The sequence below is a fragment of the Mesorhizobium sp. P2_D5 genome, assembly GCF_056404355.1.
In genome coordinates this window covers 55004-68672 of sequence record NZ_JBFUEE010000001.1, presented here as the reverse complement: position 1 = coordinate 68672, position 13669 = coordinate 55004, and the positions used below count along the sequence as shown (strand labels likewise).

General features: G+C 62.8%; 16 protein-coding genes. 7 read left to right on the top strand and 9 right to left on the bottom strand.

The window, feature by feature from the left end:
• Positions 1-123: 123 nt before the first annotated feature.
• Both AC1DYW_RS00370 and AC1DYW_RS00365 read left to right on the top strand, forming a co-directional pair.
• Positions 124-921: a lytic murein transglycosylase gene (locus AC1DYW_RS00370; RefSeq protein WP_477224726.1), complete on the top strand. Its 798-nt coding sequence runs from the start codon at positions 124-126 to the stop codon at positions 919-921.
• A gap of 221 nt (positions 922-1142) precedes the next feature.
• Positions 1143-1814, top strand: a complete 672-nt coding sequence (locus tag AC1DYW_RS00365; protein ID WP_477224725.1) for a hypothetical protein — start codon at positions 1143-1145, stop codon at positions 1812-1814.
• A 75-nt stretch (positions 1815-1889) separates the two neighbouring features.
• Here the strand turns inward: AC1DYW_RS00365 and AC1DYW_RS00360 are convergent, their stop codons facing one another.
• Positions 1890-3113 carry an argininosuccinate synthase gene (locus tag AC1DYW_RS00360; RefSeq protein WP_477224724.1) on the bottom strand — a complete coding sequence of 408 codons (1224 nt, stop codon included), beginning with the start codon at positions 3111-3113 and terminating at the stop codon, positions 1890-1892.
• A gap of 201 nt (positions 3114-3314) precedes the next feature.
• Here AC1DYW_RS00360 and AC1DYW_RS00355 point away from each other — a divergent pair, with 201 nt between their 5' ends.
• Entirely contained in the window at positions 3315-3956 is a 642-nt protein-coding gene (locus AC1DYW_RS00355) for a LysE family translocator (protein WP_457152054.1), read from the top strand.
• On the opposite strand, the gene AC1DYW_RS00350 is transcribed toward AC1DYW_RS00355, so the two are convergent.
• Genes AC1DYW_RS00350 through rlmN form a run of 3 tightly spaced genes read right to left on the bottom strand, consistent with a single transcriptional unit; the run spans position 3928 to position 6091 of the window.
• Positions 3928-4413 carry a hypothetical protein gene (locus AC1DYW_RS00350; protein ID WP_457152053.1) on the bottom strand — a complete coding sequence of 162 codons (486 nt, stop codon included), beginning with the start codon at positions 4411-4413 and terminating at the stop codon, positions 3928-3930. The genes AC1DYW_RS00355 and AC1DYW_RS00350 overlap by 29 nt on opposite strands.
• A complete protein-coding gene (locus tag AC1DYW_RS00345; protein WP_457152052.1) occupies positions 4410-4859 on the bottom strand; it encodes a hypothetical protein in 450 nt (149 codons plus the stop codon). Before AC1DYW_RS00345 ends, AC1DYW_RS00350 begins: the two co-directional genes overlap by 4 nt.
• A complete protein-coding gene (rlmN, locus tag AC1DYW_RS00340; protein ID WP_477224723.1) occupies positions 4856-6091 on the bottom strand; it encodes a dual-specificity RNA methyltransferase RlmN in 1236 nt (411 codons plus the stop codon). The genes AC1DYW_RS00345 and rlmN overlap by 4 nt, the downstream gene beginning before the upstream one ends.
• A 271-nt stretch (positions 6092-6362) precedes the next feature.
• On the opposite strand from rlmN, the gene AC1DYW_RS00335 reads away from it, so the two are divergent.
• A complete protein-coding gene (locus AC1DYW_RS00335) occupies positions 6363-6662 on the top strand; it encodes a hypothetical protein (RefSeq protein ID WP_477224722.1) in 300 nt (99 codons plus the stop codon).
• 110 nt (positions 6663-6772) lie between these two features.
• On the opposite strand, the gene AC1DYW_RS00330 is transcribed toward AC1DYW_RS00335, so the two are convergent.
• From AC1DYW_RS00330 to AC1DYW_RS00320, 3 genes are all read right to left on the bottom strand, one after another.
• The gene (locus AC1DYW_RS00330; RefSeq protein ID WP_457152049.1) at positions 6773-7276 is read right to left on the bottom strand and encodes an invasion associated locus B family protein; all 504 of its coding nucleotides are present in this window, start codon (positions 7274-7276) and stop codon (positions 6773-6775) included.
• Positions 7277-7551: 275 nt separating this feature from the next.
• Positions 7552-7914, bottom strand: coding sequence for a YkvA family protein (locus tag AC1DYW_RS00325; protein ID WP_457152056.1), 363 nt, complete (start codon positions 7912-7914; stop codon positions 7552-7554).
• A gap of 117 nt (positions 7915-8031) precedes the next feature.
• Positions 8032-8328 carry a 4a-hydroxytetrahydrobiopterin dehydratase gene (locus AC1DYW_RS00320; RefSeq protein ID WP_457152048.1) on the bottom strand — a complete coding sequence of 99 codons (297 nt, stop codon included), beginning with the start codon at positions 8326-8328 and terminating at the stop codon, positions 8032-8034.
• 51 nt (positions 8329-8379) lie between these two features.
• Here AC1DYW_RS00320 and AC1DYW_RS00315 point away from each other — a divergent pair, with 51 nt between their 5' ends.
• A complete protein-coding gene (locus AC1DYW_RS00315) occupies positions 8380-8898 on the top strand; it encodes a low molecular weight protein-tyrosine-phosphatase (RefSeq protein ID WP_457152047.1) in 519 nt (172 codons plus the stop codon).
• Here AC1DYW_RS00315 and thpR read toward each other — a convergent pair.
• Positions 8802-9398 carry an RNA 2',3'-cyclic phosphodiesterase gene (gene thpR / locus AC1DYW_RS00310; RefSeq protein ID WP_095083984.1) on the bottom strand — a complete coding sequence of 199 codons (597 nt, stop codon included), beginning with the start codon at positions 9396-9398 and terminating at the stop codon, positions 8802-8804. The genes AC1DYW_RS00315 and thpR overlap by 97 nt on opposite strands.
• Positions 9399-9523: 125 nt before the next feature.
• Complete coding sequence (locus tag AC1DYW_RS00305; protein WP_477224721.1) at positions 9524-10168, bottom strand: arylesterase; 645 nt, start codon at positions 10166-10168, stop codon at positions 9524-9526.
• An 85-nt stretch (positions 10169-10253) separates the two neighbouring features.
• On the opposite strand from AC1DYW_RS00305, the gene AC1DYW_RS00300 reads away from it, so the two are divergent.
• Together AC1DYW_RS00300 and AC1DYW_RS00295 are read left to right on the top strand one after the other, a co-directional pair.
• Positions 10254-10949, top strand: coding sequence for an ABC transporter ATP-binding protein (locus tag AC1DYW_RS00300; protein WP_457152045.1), 696 nt, complete (start codon positions 10254-10256; stop codon positions 10947-10949).
• Positions 10949-13498, top strand: coding sequence for an ABC transporter permease (locus AC1DYW_RS00295; RefSeq protein WP_457152044.1), 2550 nt, complete (start codon positions 10949-10951; stop codon positions 13496-13498). Before AC1DYW_RS00300 ends, AC1DYW_RS00295 begins: the two co-directional genes overlap by 1 nt.
• Positions 13499-13669 lie beyond the last annotated feature (171 nt).

Genomic DNA, 13669 nt, shown 5'->3' with positions numbered 1-13669 from the left:
TTCACTTGATCGTAGGCAAATTCCCCGGCATTCGCCAGCACTGCAGCAGAGACAGTGACAAGTGCGGGTTTCGCTGGCAAATTCGCAAGCGGGACGTGATTCAGGCAATCAGGAGAGAAAAGCATGGCATTACTTGCCAAGGGTAGGATTTTTGTGACCGCGGTGGTGGCGGTGCTTGCGCTGGCGACGGGCGCGCAGGCGGCGGCCAGCTGTGGCAAGACTGGCGCCGGCTTCGAAGCCTGGAAGCCGGAGTTCGCCGCGGAGGCCAGGGCCGAAGGTGTGGGTCCCAAGGGTCTGGCCGCTCTGGCCGGCGCGACCTACGCAACAAAGACCATCTCCGTCGACCGCGGCATTCACAAGGCTTTCAGCGGCTCAGTGGAAGATTTCATGAAGCGCCGTGGCGGCGCTGCGATCATTTCCAAAGGCCGTGCGCTGAAGAAGTCGAACGCGGCGCTGTTCGACAAAATCGAAAGCAACTATGGCGTGTCGCCAGGCGTGCTGCTCGCCATCTGGGGAATGGAGACTGGCTTCGGTTCGGCGATGGGCAACCAGAATACGGTCTCTGCAATTTTGACGCTGGCCTATGATTGCCGCCGCCCGGAATTCTTTTACCCACATGCCATTGCGGCCTTGAAGCTGGTTGATCGCGGTGCGTTGACCTCCTCGTCGGTCGGCGCTGCGCATGGCGAGATCGGCCACACGCAGTTCCTGCCCGGAAATGTCTTGAAGTACGGCGTCGGCAGCGGAAACCTGCGCGACAAGGCCACTGCATTGGCTTCCACCGCCAACTTCCTCAAGGGCCATGGCTGGCGGGCCGGTGCGAGCGCGGAGTCGAATATCGGCGCCATTGCCGGCTGGAATTCCGCCAGCGTCTATCAACAGGCCATCGCCCGCATCGCCACGGCGATCGATGGCGATTGAAGAGACGTCTCTGTAAAAGATCTCCGTATTGCAGAAGGCCCGGCCATGCGCCGGGCTTTTCTATTGATGCTGACGTGTTGGCGTCGACCGCAACTTTCCTGCGCGGCCACGGCTGGAGCGCCGATGCCGGTGCCGGTTACGGTCTGGGTGAGACCGAGCTATGACTGAATGAGCAGGCTTTCGCATCAAAGCCAGGGAATGGGAAGAATCGGGGGCGCAAGATGTCGAGGGTCGTTCAGAAGGTCGGCCAGCGCGGCAGCTTGAAATGGATCCAGCGCGCGGTGAATAGAACTCCACGCGCGCTCAGCGAGCCCCTTGGTGAATTTGTTGCTACTGCAGCGTCGACGGTTTGGCTGTCACCGATAGCGAATGATGACTACGCAGAATATCGTGATCGCGATTTTCTTGATCTGGTCGGTGTTGGTGAGTTGTCCGGTCGTCTCTCGGAGTATTGGCCCCAACGCGGACCCCAGTGGGACGCGCTTGGCAGGACGAGTGCGGGAGATATTCTGCTGGTCGAGGCGAAGGCGCATATTGCCGAGTTGTGTTCGCCAGCCTCATCGGCCGGTCCGAGATCGCGCATGGTCATCGAGAAAGCGCTGGCTCAGACTATCGAATATCTCGGAGCAAGACCGCGCGCGCCATGGGTCGATGTATTTTATCAATTGGCAAACCGGCTTTCCCATTTGCACTTCCTTCGTCGCGAGGGGTGCAAAGCTTGGCTCGTGCTGGCGAATTTCGTCGGAGACCGGGATATCGGAGGACCCGAAACAAAAGCGGAGTGGGAGGCCGCGTACAAGGTCGTCCACCATATCATGGGACTTTCCGAACGACACGCTCTCAGTCGCTATGTGGTCCACATCTATCCGCATGTGTCGGACTTGGATATTTAGCCGGCAGATTATGACTCGCGTCGAGGTAGCAGTCCAAAACCGGCCAAAGCCGGGTTTGGACATGCCATATGATGGTCAACTCTTGCGGCTGCGTGCTGCCAGCGTGCGCAGCCTCAGTGCATTCAGGCGGATGAAGCCGGCGGCGTCCTTCTGGTCGTAGGCGCCGCGGTCGTCCTCGAAGGTGACCAGTGCATCGGAATAAAGCGTCTTCTTCGACTTGCGGCCGGTGACCATGACGTTGCCCTTGTAGAGCTTGAGGCGCACCGTGCCCTCGACGTCTTCCTGGCTCTTGTCGATCATCGCCTGCAACATCAGCCGTTCGGGCGCGAACCAGAAGCCGTTGTAGATCAGCTCGGCGTAGCGCGACATGAACTCGTCCTTCAGGTGCGCGGCACCACGGTCGAGCGTGATCGATTCGATGGCGCGGTGGGCCGATATCAGGATGGTGCCGCCGGGCGTCTCGTAGACGCCGCGCGACTTCATGCCGACGAAGCGGTTCTCGACCAGGTCGAGCCGGCCGATGCCGTTGTCGCGGCCGAGATCGTTGAGCGCTGCCAGCATGGTGGCCGGCGACAGCTTCTTGCCGTTGAGCGAGATCGGGTCGCCCTTGAGGAATTCGATCTCGATCTCGGTGACCTTGTCCGGCGCATCCATTGGCGAAACGGTACGCTGGTGGACGAATTCCGGCGGCTCGCTCCACGGGTCTTCCAGCACCTTGCCCTCAGAGGACGAATGCAGAAGGTTGGCGTCGACCGAGAACGGCGCGTCGCCCTTCTTGTCCTTCGGCACCGGTATCTGGTGCTGCTCGGCGAAATTGATCAGGTCGGTGCGCGACTTGAACGACCAGTCGCGCCATGGCGCGATGACCTTGATGTCGGGGTTCAGCGCGTAAGCCGAAAGCTCGAAGCGAACCTGGTCGTTGCCCTTGCCGGTGGCGCCATGCGCAATCGCGTCGGCGCCGGTCTCCCTGGCGATCTCGACCAGATGCTTGGAGATCAGCGGCCGGGCGATCGAGGTGCCGAGCAGGTAGGTGCCTTCATAGACGGCGTTGGCGCGGAACATCGGGAAGACGAAATCGGAGACGAACTCCTCGCGCACGTCGACGACGCGGATGTCCTTGATGCCCATCATCTCGGCCTTGCGGCGAGCCGGCTCGAGTTCGCCGCCCTGGCCGAGATCGGCGGTGAAGGTGACGACTTCGGCACCGAGTTCGGTCTGCAGCCATTTCAGGATGATCGATGTGTCGAGGCCGCCGGAATAGGCGAGCACGACTTTCTTGACGTCTTTTGCTTTTGACATTTGGCGGTTCCGCGATCACGAGTTCTCGGCGGGCGAGGTATCACGCCGTTTCCGGGCTGCGCAAGAGATGAACGCCGCGGACCGTTGGGTCAAACGGGATACGACCCGGGGCGCTGGATCAGCCTTTCAGCAGTCCAGTTGCTGGCAGCGATGGTTCGTATCCATTATAGGCTTGCCTGTTCCCGAGCCAAAGGGCCGTCCATGTCGTTCATTCCAGACACCGCCACGCTGATCCAGTTCGCCATCGCCACCGTGATCCTGGCGATCACGCCCGGACCGGACATGACCTTGTTCGTCTCGCGCACGCTGAGCCAGGGCCGCGCTACCGGCTTTGCCTCGATGGCGGGCGCGCTGTGCGGCACGCTGATCCACACCACGCTGGTTGTGGTCGGTGTCTCGGCGCTGATCGTCGCCTCGCCGATGGCCTTCTTCGTGCTGAAGATCTTTGGCGCCGGCTATCTGGTCTTCCTCGCCTGGCAGGCGATCACCCGGGGCTCGGCATTTTCGCCGGAAAAGAAGACGGGGCCTCAGATTTCGCTGTTGCGCAGCTGGGCCGCGGGGCTCGGCGTCAATCTGCTCAACCCGAAGATCATCCTGTTCTTCATGACCTTCCTGCCGCAGTTCGTCTCCGCGCATGATCCGAATGCGCCGGGAAAGCTGTTTTTCCTCGGCGCGATGTTCATCGTGCTGTCGATACCGGTGACCGCGCCGATGGTGCTGGCGGCGGAAAAATTCTCGGCGGCGATGAAGGCCAGCCCGCGCGTCACCCGGGTGGTCGACTATCTCTTTGCCGGCGTGTTTTCCGCCTTCGCTCTCAAGATCCTGACGGCCCAGGCGAAGTAGGCGCCTTCTCATCCTTCAACCACCAGCTTCCGGCCCAGCGCCCGGCGCTGAGCCAGTAGAAGATGCCGCCGACCATGCCGCCGCCGACCACTGCCATGATGGCGCTGGTCTCCCTGACCGCGAAAGCCGAGTCACGGGCATTGTCGACCAGGCCGAGGAAAACGGCCGCGACCACCGCGCCCGCCAGCGCATAGAACAACCAGTCGCGCCGACCAAGGATCTCGGCAAGCAGGATGACGATCGCCGCCGGCATGAAGGCGAAATAGGCGACGAACAGGGCGACGAACGGAATTGAGAAATACAGCGAGGCGGTTGCCGTCGGGTGCGCGTGCTCCGGCATGTAGCCGAGCGAAGCCAGGAACAGGATGTTGAGGAAGGCGCTCGCCGCCAGCGACGCTACCGCATAGCCGAACAGGATGACGGCGAAACGGACGAGGTAAGCAATGAGGCGGCTCATCCCGGATCCCGGCGTGTGAGGTGACCGGACTTACGCCCGGCCAGAAGCCAGTAGACCGAACCGGCAGCAATGCCGGCAGTGGCCAGAAAACCGAGATAGCCCGGATTGAAAACAAAGCTTCCGGCCGAGCGCGGGATGGAAACACCAAAGGCGGTGGAGGTCACCGCACCCGTGGCTGCAAAATAGAACCATCCTCGAAGCGACAGCCGTTCGGCGACGAGGATCGCCGGGCCGACAATCAGCAGCGCGCCGACCATCACGGTCAACACGGCGAGCGGGAAGGAGCCCAGCCAGTCGAATGCGAAAATGATCGACCAGTTGCCGTCTTCTATCCCTTCCAGAAGAGCGATCAGCAGCACCGGCACCAGGATCGAGGTCAGCACTCCGGCAAAATAGCCGACTGCTATCGTGGCGAAGCGTTTCAGCCAGGCTAAGCGGCGGCTCACGCCTCGCCGTGCCCCGCAATCATCATTGCTTCCAGGGCCAGCCGGTCGACCTTGCGCATGCGCTCGGAGTCGGACTTCAGCTGGCCGCAGGCGGCCAGAATGTCGCGGCCGCGCGGCGTGCGGATCGGCGAGGCATAGCCGGCATTGTTGATGTAGTCGGCGAATTTCTCGATCGTCTCCCAGTCCGAGCACTGGTAGTTGGTGCCCGGCCACGGGTTGAACGGGATCAAATTGATCTTGGCCGGAATGCCCTTGAGCAGCTTGATCAGGCCCTTGGCGTCCTCGATGGAATCGTTGACGTCCTTCAGCATCACATATTCGAAGGTGATGCGCTTGGCGTTGGATAGGCCGGGATAGGCGCGGCAGGCGGCGATCAGCTCCTTCAGCGGGTACTTCTTGTTGATCGGCACCAACAGGTCGCGCAAATCGTCGTTGGTGGCGTGCAGCGAAATCGCCAGCATGACGCCGATCTCCTCGCCGGTGCGCAAGATTTCCGGCACGACGCCCGAGGTCGAGAGCGTGATGCGGCGCTTCGACAAGGACAGGCCGTCGCCATCGGAGGCGATCAGCAGCGCCTTCTTCACAGCCTCGAAATTATAGAGCGGCTCGCCCATGCCCATCATGACGATGTTGGACACTTTGCGGCCCTCGGCCGGCACGATGGCGCCGTCCGGTGTATCACGATCGGGAAAGTCGCCGAGCCGGTCGCGGGCAGTGAGCAACTGTGCGAGGATCTCCTCCGCCGTCAGATTGCGCACCAGCTTCTGCGTGCCGGTATGGCAGAACGAGCAGGTCAGCGTGCAACCGACCTGCGAGGAGATGCAGAGCGTGCCGCGGCCTTCCTCTGGGATATAGACGGTTTCGATCTCGACTGGCCGGCCGGCGCCGCGCGGCGGAAAGCGGAACAGCCATTTGCGGGTGCCGTCGGAGGAAATCTGCTCCTCGACGATCTCCGGCCTGGCAACCGTAAAATGCTTGTCGAGTTCGGCGCGCAAATCCTTGGAGATGTTGAACATGCCGGCAAAGTCGGAAACGCCCCGCACATACATCCAATGCCAGAGCTGCTGGGCGCGCATCTTCGCCTGGCGCTCCGGCACGGCGCCGGACGCCACCAGGGCCTCGCCGAGCTCGGCCCGCGTCAGGCCGATCAGCGATTGCTTTTCCGGCTGTGCGGCGCGGGTGCGCAATGCGTCACGGGCGCCATCGGCGGTGAGATCGAATGAAAGGGTCATGGTTGCACTGATATAAGCGGTTTGCGGCCGATTTCACTTATCGGACCGGACATGAAGCGCGGCGCATAGCACAGGTTGGGGGCGGAGTCATGCGGGGAGAATGGAACCCGATGCGCGCTGGCTGACAGCCCGTTGCGATCATCCAGCGACCTTGCCCCATCTTCCAGCTGCAAAAGAACCGATCACATGGTCGTGTTTGCGTAACGTTTCCCATCGCGCCTTCGAATTCCGAAAGGGGCAACCATGCCCCTACAAAATGGGAGTATGCAGAATGAACTCTATCAAGCTTGCCGTTATTGCCGGCCTCGTCGGCCTAACCGCCTCGCAGGCACTTGCCGAAGACGCGATGGGCACGATGACCATGATGAAGGGTGGAGAAGTAATGGCGATCATGCCGGACGGGCATATGGGCACCATGATGCCGGATGCAAAGATGGGCGCCGAGATGATGAAGATGGCAAAGCCAATCAAGCACTGCATGATGATGATGACCGACGCCAAGGGCAAAGCCTTCATGATCGATACGTCGACCAAGAAGGCTCAGGCCGAATGTGAAAAAATGGCCATGTAAGACTGAACCGTCGGCACACAGGCCGGCCCGAAAATGCAAAAGGCCGGGCTCTGCGGCCCGGCCTTTCATGCAAAACAACGCTTTGGCAAATCGAAGCTTCGCCTATTTGCCTATTTGCATTTGGCGATCGAGGACAGCGCCGCCGAAATACCCTTCAGCGAGAAGACATAGGAGGTTGGATTGCCGCGGCCGGACTTCGCCGTCACCTTCATGTCGGTGCCTGTCTTCATGGCGGCGATCAGCACCGGTTCCTCGGCGGCGTTCTCGACCCAGGCCGACTTGCCCCGCGTGAACATCGAGAACGACTTCTTGTCGATGGTGACGGTGGCCTTGGAGCCTTCCTGGAAGGTGTAGCCGGCGATGAATTGCGGCTCGTAGGACACTTGCTGGCCGGGCCGCTGGCTGACGAAGAAGAACATGTCGCCATGGTCGAGCGTCGGCGGTTGCTTGTCGGTCGGCACGGTCAGGACATAGCAGACCTTGCCGCCCGATGCCTGGTAGCTGTAGGTGCCCCACGCATTGTGCTGACCGATCTTGGTCGCCGACTGCGCCAGTGCCGGCGCTGCCACGGCCACCAGGACCAGGCTCGAAACTGTAGCAATCAATCCGCGCATCGTTTTTCCCGTATTCCAAAGGTGCGGCGGCAGGCCGGCTTGGCGTCCTGCCCGTCGCTTCATTTTGATTTAATCTGGGTTACCAAACGGTGAATTTCCTTTGAGAAAAGGACCCGCACCCGAGGAAACCGCCGCCATTCCCGCGCCGCCGCCTTGCGAGCGGGTGGCGCGACGTCCCTTTCGCGACTTGGAGGCCACGAAAGCGGCAAGAGTTTGACTTTTTGCTTTGCCGTCAAACGCAGGCTCCAAAGGCGTTTGCGCGGGCGCCGGCCTGCTCAGCCCTTGTCGGCGATGGCGTCCTTGGCAGCCTGCCGGTGCGCCGGCGTGATGTGGGCGCTGACAGCAGTGATCGCGGCGGTGAGCACGGCGATGTCGTCGGTGAAGCCAAGCCCGAGGACGAAGTCGGGGATGACGTCCACCGGCAGCACGAAATAGCCGAGCGCGGCGAGCAGAATGCCCTTGGCGCGCAGCGGCGTGTTCTTGTCCATGGCGCAGTAATAGGCGGCCACGACCTCTTCCATGAAGGGGATCTGCCGCGCGGCCTTTTTCGCCGTGCGCCAGAATTTCTCGCGCACCTCGTTCTCGTCGCCGAGCTTGCCGCTGAAGCCGAAGAAGTCAAAACCGGATTGTTGCGCCATCAATTTCTCCTTGCGAGCGTCCATGCGCATTCCAGCGCATGCCCCGCGAGCGAAAATGTGGTGAAACCCGACCCGGGCTGCAAGATGCCGGCGCCGATTTGGCAAACCGCTGCGCGTTCAGCCACCGAAAAAGCGGTTCATCTTCTTCGCCAGATCGATATCGAGCGCCGTCACGCCACCGGCATCGTGGGTGTTCAGCGTCACGTCGACGGTCTTGTAGACATTCGACCAGTCGGGATGATGGTCCATCTTCTCGGCGGCCAGTGCTACGCGGGTCATGAAGGCGAAAGCTTCGGAGAAATTCGCGAAGGTGAACGTGCGCTTGATCGAGGCGCCATCGGCGGCCAGCGCCCAGCCGTCGAGACCGGTCAACGCCGCTTCAGCGGCTTCCCGGCCCAGTTTCTCTCTCGTCATGTCAGCTTCCCATGCTATTTCGACTGAAGTCGTCACCATAGCGTTGGATCGATGAGCGCGAAGCCCATAAATTCCATTCTTTTCGTCTGTCTCGGCAACATCTGCCGATCGCCGCTGGCTGAGGGCGTTGTTCGCGCCATGCTGGCGGAGCGCGGATGGGGCGGACAAATGCTGCTCGATTCAGCCGCAACCAGCGGCTGGGAGGTCGGCTCGCCTCCCGATCCACGCTCGATCGCGGTTGCTGTGCGTCACGGCATCGACATTTCCCGGCAGAGGGCGCGCAAGGTCACGCCGGAGGATTTTCATCGCTTCGACCTGATCCTCGGCATGGACCGGTCGAATGTTCGCGACCTGAAAGCCTTGGCGCCGGCAGCCATGCACGACCGGGTGCACCTGTTCCTGGAGTTCGCCAAGGGCAATGCGCGCGACGTGCCGGACCCCTATAATGACGGGGCGGAAGCCTTCGCCTTGGTCTACCGCATGATCCGCGAGGCGTCGGAGGCGCTGGCGACAAGGCTGGAAGCACGGGCGTCCTTGCCCGACAGCGGCCAGGCTTCCTCGACGATGTAGGGGCCGCCGCCGACCGAATCGCGCGATGACATAAGCACGAAACGGCCGATGCGAAACGGCAGTGTCGAGAAATTGCCGCGTGCTGAGAGATACTGGGCAACGTCGAGCGGGGTCGAATTGCGCAAGCGCGCCAGCGTCACGTGCGGCATGAACTTGCGCGGATCGGCGGGAATACCGAGCCGCTGGCAGATGCGGTCGATCTCGCCCTGAAGGGCGGCAAGATCGGGCGAGGCGGAGGCACCCGCCCACACCGCGTGCGGCTTCTTCTGGCCGAAAGCGCCGACGCCGGACAGGGTCAGCGGGAAGGAGGGGCGGTGGACGCGGTCGAGTGCGTTGGCGATCTCGTCGGCGACATGACCCGGTACATCGCCGATGAAGCGCAGCGTCAGATGATAGTTTTCGACGTCGATCCAACGGGCCCCGGGCAGGCCGCCCCGCAGCAGGGACAGCGAAAGGGCGGCGTCACGCGGTATTTCGAGGGCGGTGAAAAGACGCGGCATGAAGAGCCTCCCTTCCTCGAATCGAATATTAGCCCTAGCGAATCATCGAAAATCAAACGGAGCAAGAGGTTTGTTGGTCACAGGCTTTGTTAAAAGTTTCCCCAACGGAAGCAATTAGTCCGATTTCACGAACCTCCCATCGCCGCCGCGATCGCCTTTTCGACCGTCGGCAAGATGCGTTCGACCATCTGGTCAACGCCCTGAGGGCTCGGATGCAGGCCGTCCTCGAGTTGCATGCCGGGCTGACCGGCGACGCCGTCGAGAAAGAACGGGTAGAGCGCAACGTCGTATTTCCTGGCAAGGTCGGGAAAGATGGCGTCGAAGGCGTTCTGGTAGTCGGCGCCGAGATTGGGCGCGGCGCGCATGCCGGCCAGCAGCACGGCAATCCTGCGGTCCTTGAGCTTGCCCATCATCTCATCCAGGTTCTTTCTGGCGATGTCGGGCGAGACGCCGCGCAGCATGTCGTTGGCGCCGAGTTCGAGAATGACCAGCTGCGTGCCGTCGGGCACGGACCAGTCAAGCCGAGCCAGGCCGCCGCTCGTCGTGTCGCCGGAGACGCCAGCATTGGCGACCGTCACGTCGTGACCCTCGGCGCGAAGGGCGGCCTGCAGTTTTTCGGTAAAACCCTGGTCCGGCCCAAGGCCAAAGCCTGCCATCAGGCTGTCACCGAAGCCGACGATCTTGAACGGCTCCGCACGCGCCGACGAACTGGCGCCGCAAAAGGCGGAGAAAACGATGAAGCCTGCGGCAATCAGGCGTTTGAAAGACATGCGGCAGGCCCCATATGACCAAGGAATTCTTCCGACGGCATCCGGCAAGCAGAGCCTTCATCCCTTGATATAGGACGCTTTCATTTTGACAGAAGCCGTCATCGCGCTGAAAGACGTATCGCTGACACTTGGCGAAGGGGCGTCGTCCGTGCATGTGCTGAAGGGTGTCAGCCTGGATGTGGCGGCTGGCGAGGCGACCGGCATCGTCGGCCCTTCGGGCTCGGGCAAGTCGACATTGCTGATGGTTCTGGCAGGCCTGGAAAGGGTCGATTCGGGTACGGTCCGAATCGCTGGCGAACTGCTCAATGGCAAAACCGAGGATCAGATAGCTTCGTTTCGTGGCCGTAACATTGGCATCGTATTCCAGTCCTTTCATCTCATTCCCAACATGACGGCGCTCGAAAATGTCGCGGTGCCGCTGGAACTCGCCGGCCATGCCGATCCGTTTTCTGTCGCGGCGCGCGAACTTGCGGCCGTGGGCCTAAGCGATCGCGTCACCCACTATCCCGGCGAATTGTCGGGCGGCGAGCAGCAACGCGTGGCGATCGCCCGGGCGCTGGCGCCGTCGCCGCGCATTCTCATTGCCGACGAGCCGACTGGCAACCTCGACCAGGCGACGGGGCGGCAGGTCGCCGACCTCTTGTTTGCCAAGGCGGCCGAGCGCGGCATGACGCTGGTGCTGGTCACCCACGATCCGGCATTGGCGGCACGCTGCTCGCGCCAGGTTTCGATGCGGTCGGGCCGGATCGAGGCGCCGGCGCCCGTCAAGGTGACGGCTTGATGCCGTTGTCGCGGACGCTGAAGCTTGCGGTCCGCTTCTCGCTGCGCGAAATGCGCGGCGGTTTGTCCGGCTTCCTGATCTTCCTTGCCTGCATCGCGCTCGGCGTCGCGGCCATCGGCGGCGTCAACTCGGTGGCGCGTTCGATCACCGCCGGTGTCGCCAATCAGGGCCAGACGCTGCTCGGCGGCGATCTCCGCTTCCAGATCAACCAGCGCGACGCCAGCCAGGCCGAGCGTGGCTTCCTTGACGGGCTGGGGGTCGTTTCGCGCACCGCCAGCATGCGTTCGATGGCGCGTCTTGCCGACGGAACCGACCAGGCGCTGGTCGAGGCCAAGGCGGTCGACCACGCCTATCCGCTCTATGGCGCGCTGGAGACCGAGCCGGCGCTGTCGAAGCAGGAACTGTTCGGCGAAGAGTTCGGCGTTTTCGGCGCTGCCGCACCCGATCTGCTGTTCGAACGGCTGCATCTGCAGATCGGCGACCGGCTGAAGCTCGGCACCGCGACCTTCGAACTGCGCGCCAGGCTGGTCACCGAACCGGATGCGGTGTCCGACGGTTTCGGCTTTGCGCCGCGACTGATGATCTCGACCGACGGGCTGGCGGCCACTGGGCTGATCCAGCCAGGCAGCCTGGTCGAGAACGCCTACAAGATCCGGCTGCCCGCCGATGCCGATGAGGCGCGGCTCAAGGCCATCCAGGATCAGGCGGCTAAGGATTTTCCGCAGGCCGGCTGGTCGATCCGCACGCGCAGCAATGCGGCGCCGGCGCTGTCGTCCAACATCGAACGCTTCTCGCAATTCCTGACGCTGGTCGGGCTGACGGCGCTGGTGGTCGGCGGTGTCGGCGTCGCCAATGCGGTGCGCGCCTATCTTGACGGCAAGCGCGGTGTCATCGCCACCTTCAAGAGCCTGGGCGCTTCGGGCGGCTTCGTCTTTGCCGTCTATCTGGTGCAGATTCTGATCATCGCCGCCCTGGGCATCGTGCTTGGCCTCGTGCTCGGGGCGCTGATGCCGTTCGCGGCCGGTGCCGCCCTCCATCAGGTCATTCCGGTGCCGGCGGAAGGCGGCTTTTATCCCGGCGCGCTCGGCATGGCGGCGCTGTTCGGCCTTTTGGTGACGCTGGCCTTCGCGCTGCTGCCGCTCGGCCGCGCCCGCGATGTGCCGGCGACCGCGCTGTTTCGCGAGATGGGGCTCGAAGGCCGCGGCTTTCCGCGCCCTGCCTATGTTGCGGCGGCCGTCGGTATCGCGCTGCTGCTGGCGGCGCTGGCCATCCTATTTTCAGGCGACCGCCGCATCGCCTCGATCTTCGTCGGCGCCACCATCTTCGCTTTCCTGGTGCTGCGCCTGGTCGGCGCACTGGTGCAGTGGGCGGCCAGGAAGAGCCCACGTGTGCGCTTCGTGGCGCTGCGGCTCGCCGTCGGCAACATCCACCGACCCGGCGCCTTGACGCCATCGGTGGTGCTGTCGCTGGGGCTCGGCCTGACGCTGCTGGTGACGCTGGCGCTGATCGACGGCAATCTCAGGCAACAAATATCGAGCAGCCTGCCGGAGCGGGCGCCGAACTTCTTCTTCGTCGACATCCAGAGCAGCGATGTCGATGCGTTTTCCACGCTGATCGGCAAGCAGGCGCCACAGGGGACGCTGGCCAAAGTGCCGATGCTGCGCGGCCGGGTGATGGCGCTCAACGGCGTCGATGTCGACAAGGTCACGGTGCCGGCGGAAGGCGCCTGGGTGCTGAAAGGCGATCGCGGCCTGACCTATGACGCCAGCCAGCCGGACAACACGACGCTGACCGAGGGCAGCTGGTGGCCGGACAATTATGCCGGCGAGCCGCTGGTCTCGTTCTCTGCCGTGGAGGGCAAGGAGATCGGGCTGAAGCTTGGGGATACGATCACCGTCAATGTGCTCGGCCGCAACGTGACGGCGAAGATCGCCAATTTTCGTCAGGTCGAATGGGAGACGATGGGCATCAATTTCGTCATGGTGTTCTCGCCCAACACATTCGCAGGGGCGCCGCATGGCTGGATGGCGACGCTGACCGAAAAGACCGCCTCGACGGCCGACGACGCGCGGATCCTCAATGCCGTCACCCGCGCCTTCCCGGCGGTGACGACAGTCCGGGTCAAGGATGCGCTCGACGTCGTCAACCGGCTGGTCGGGCAGCTCGGCACGGCGATCCGGGCTGCCGCCGGCGTGGCGCTGATCGCCTCGGTGCTGGTGCTTGCCGGTGCGCTTGCCGCCGGCAACCGGGCGCGCATCCATGACGCGGTGGTGCTGAAGACACTGGGCGCCACACGCACGACCCTGATTGCCGCCTTCTCGCTCGAATACATGCTGATCGGGCTTGCCACCGCGATCTTCGCCCTGGCGGCAGGTGGTGCGGCCGCCTGGTTCGTCGTCGCACGCATCATGACCTTGCCTTCGCATTTCATGCCCGAGGTGGCGGTGGCGACCATTGTGTTTTCGCTTGTCATCACGGTCGGCATCGGTCTTGCCGGCACCTGGCGGGTGCTCGGCCACAAGGCCGCGCCGGTGCTGCGCAACCTCTGACTATTCACCTACCGCAAGTCCGACGCAAAACCGCTGCACGCTTTGGAATTGCTCTGAATTCCGCCCGCCGGGACCGAGATTTGGTTAAATCGGAGTAATGTTGGGCCGCCAAAGGCCGGAAAACCGCATCGTGGATGCCTCACGAAGCATTACACCCGGTTACGGTCTTGT

Bases quoted from the DNA above. Each gene is read 5' to 3' on its own strand.
- AC1DYW_RS00355 (WP_457152054.1), top strand. From the start codon at position 3,315: ATGTCGTTCATTCCAGACACCGCCACGCTGATCCAGTTCGCCATCGCC.
- AC1DYW_RS00335 (WP_477224722.1), top strand. From the start codon at position 6,363: ATGAACTCTATCAAGCTTGCCGTTATTGCCGGCCTCGTCGGCCTAACC.
- rlmN (WP_477224723.1), bottom strand. From the start codon at position 6,091: ATGACCCTTTCATTCGATCTCACCGCCGATGGCGCCCGTGACGCATTG.
- AC1DYW_RS00350 (WP_457152053.1), bottom strand. From the start codon at position 4,413: ATGAGCCGCCTCATTGCTTACCTCGTCCGTTTCGCCGTCATCCTGTTC.
- AC1DYW_RS00320 (WP_457152048.1), bottom strand. From the start codon at position 8,328: ATGACGAGAGAGAAACTGGGCCGGGAAGCCGCTGAAGCGGCGTTGACC.
- AC1DYW_RS00360 (WP_477224724.1), bottom strand. From the start codon at position 3,113: ATGTCAAAAGCAAAAGACGTCAAGAAAGTCGTGCTCGCCTATTCCGGC.
- AC1DYW_RS00295 (WP_457152044.1), top strand. From the start codon at position 10,949: ATGCCGTTGTCGCGGACGCTGAAGCTTGCGGTCCGCTTCTCGCTGCGC.
- AC1DYW_RS00325 (WP_457152056.1), bottom strand. From the start codon at position 7,914: ATGGCGCAACAATCCGGTTTTGACTTCTTCGGCTTCAGCGGCAAGCTC.
- AC1DYW_RS00305 (WP_477224721.1), bottom strand. From the start codon at position 10,168: ATGTCTTTCAAACGCCTGATTGCCGCAGGCTTCATCGTTTTCTCCGCC.
- AC1DYW_RS00365 (WP_477224725.1), top strand. From the start codon at position 1,143: ATGTCGAGGGTCGTTCAGAAGGTCGGCCAGCGCGGCAGCTTGAAATGG.
- AC1DYW_RS00315 (WP_457152047.1), top strand. From the start codon at position 8,380: ATGAGCGCGAAGCCCATAAATTCCATTCTTTTCGTCTGTCTCGGCAAC.
- AC1DYW_RS00330 (WP_457152049.1), bottom strand. From the start codon at position 7,276: ATGCGCGGATTGATTGCTACAGTTTCGAGCCTGGTCCTGGTGGCCGTG.
- thpR (WP_095083984.1), bottom strand. From the start codon at position 9,398: ATGCCGCGTCTTTTCACCGCCCTCGAAATACCGCGTGACGCCGCCCTT.
- AC1DYW_RS00370 (WP_477224726.1), top strand. From the start codon at position 124: ATGGCATTACTTGCCAAGGGTAGGATTTTTGTGACCGCGGTGGTGGCG.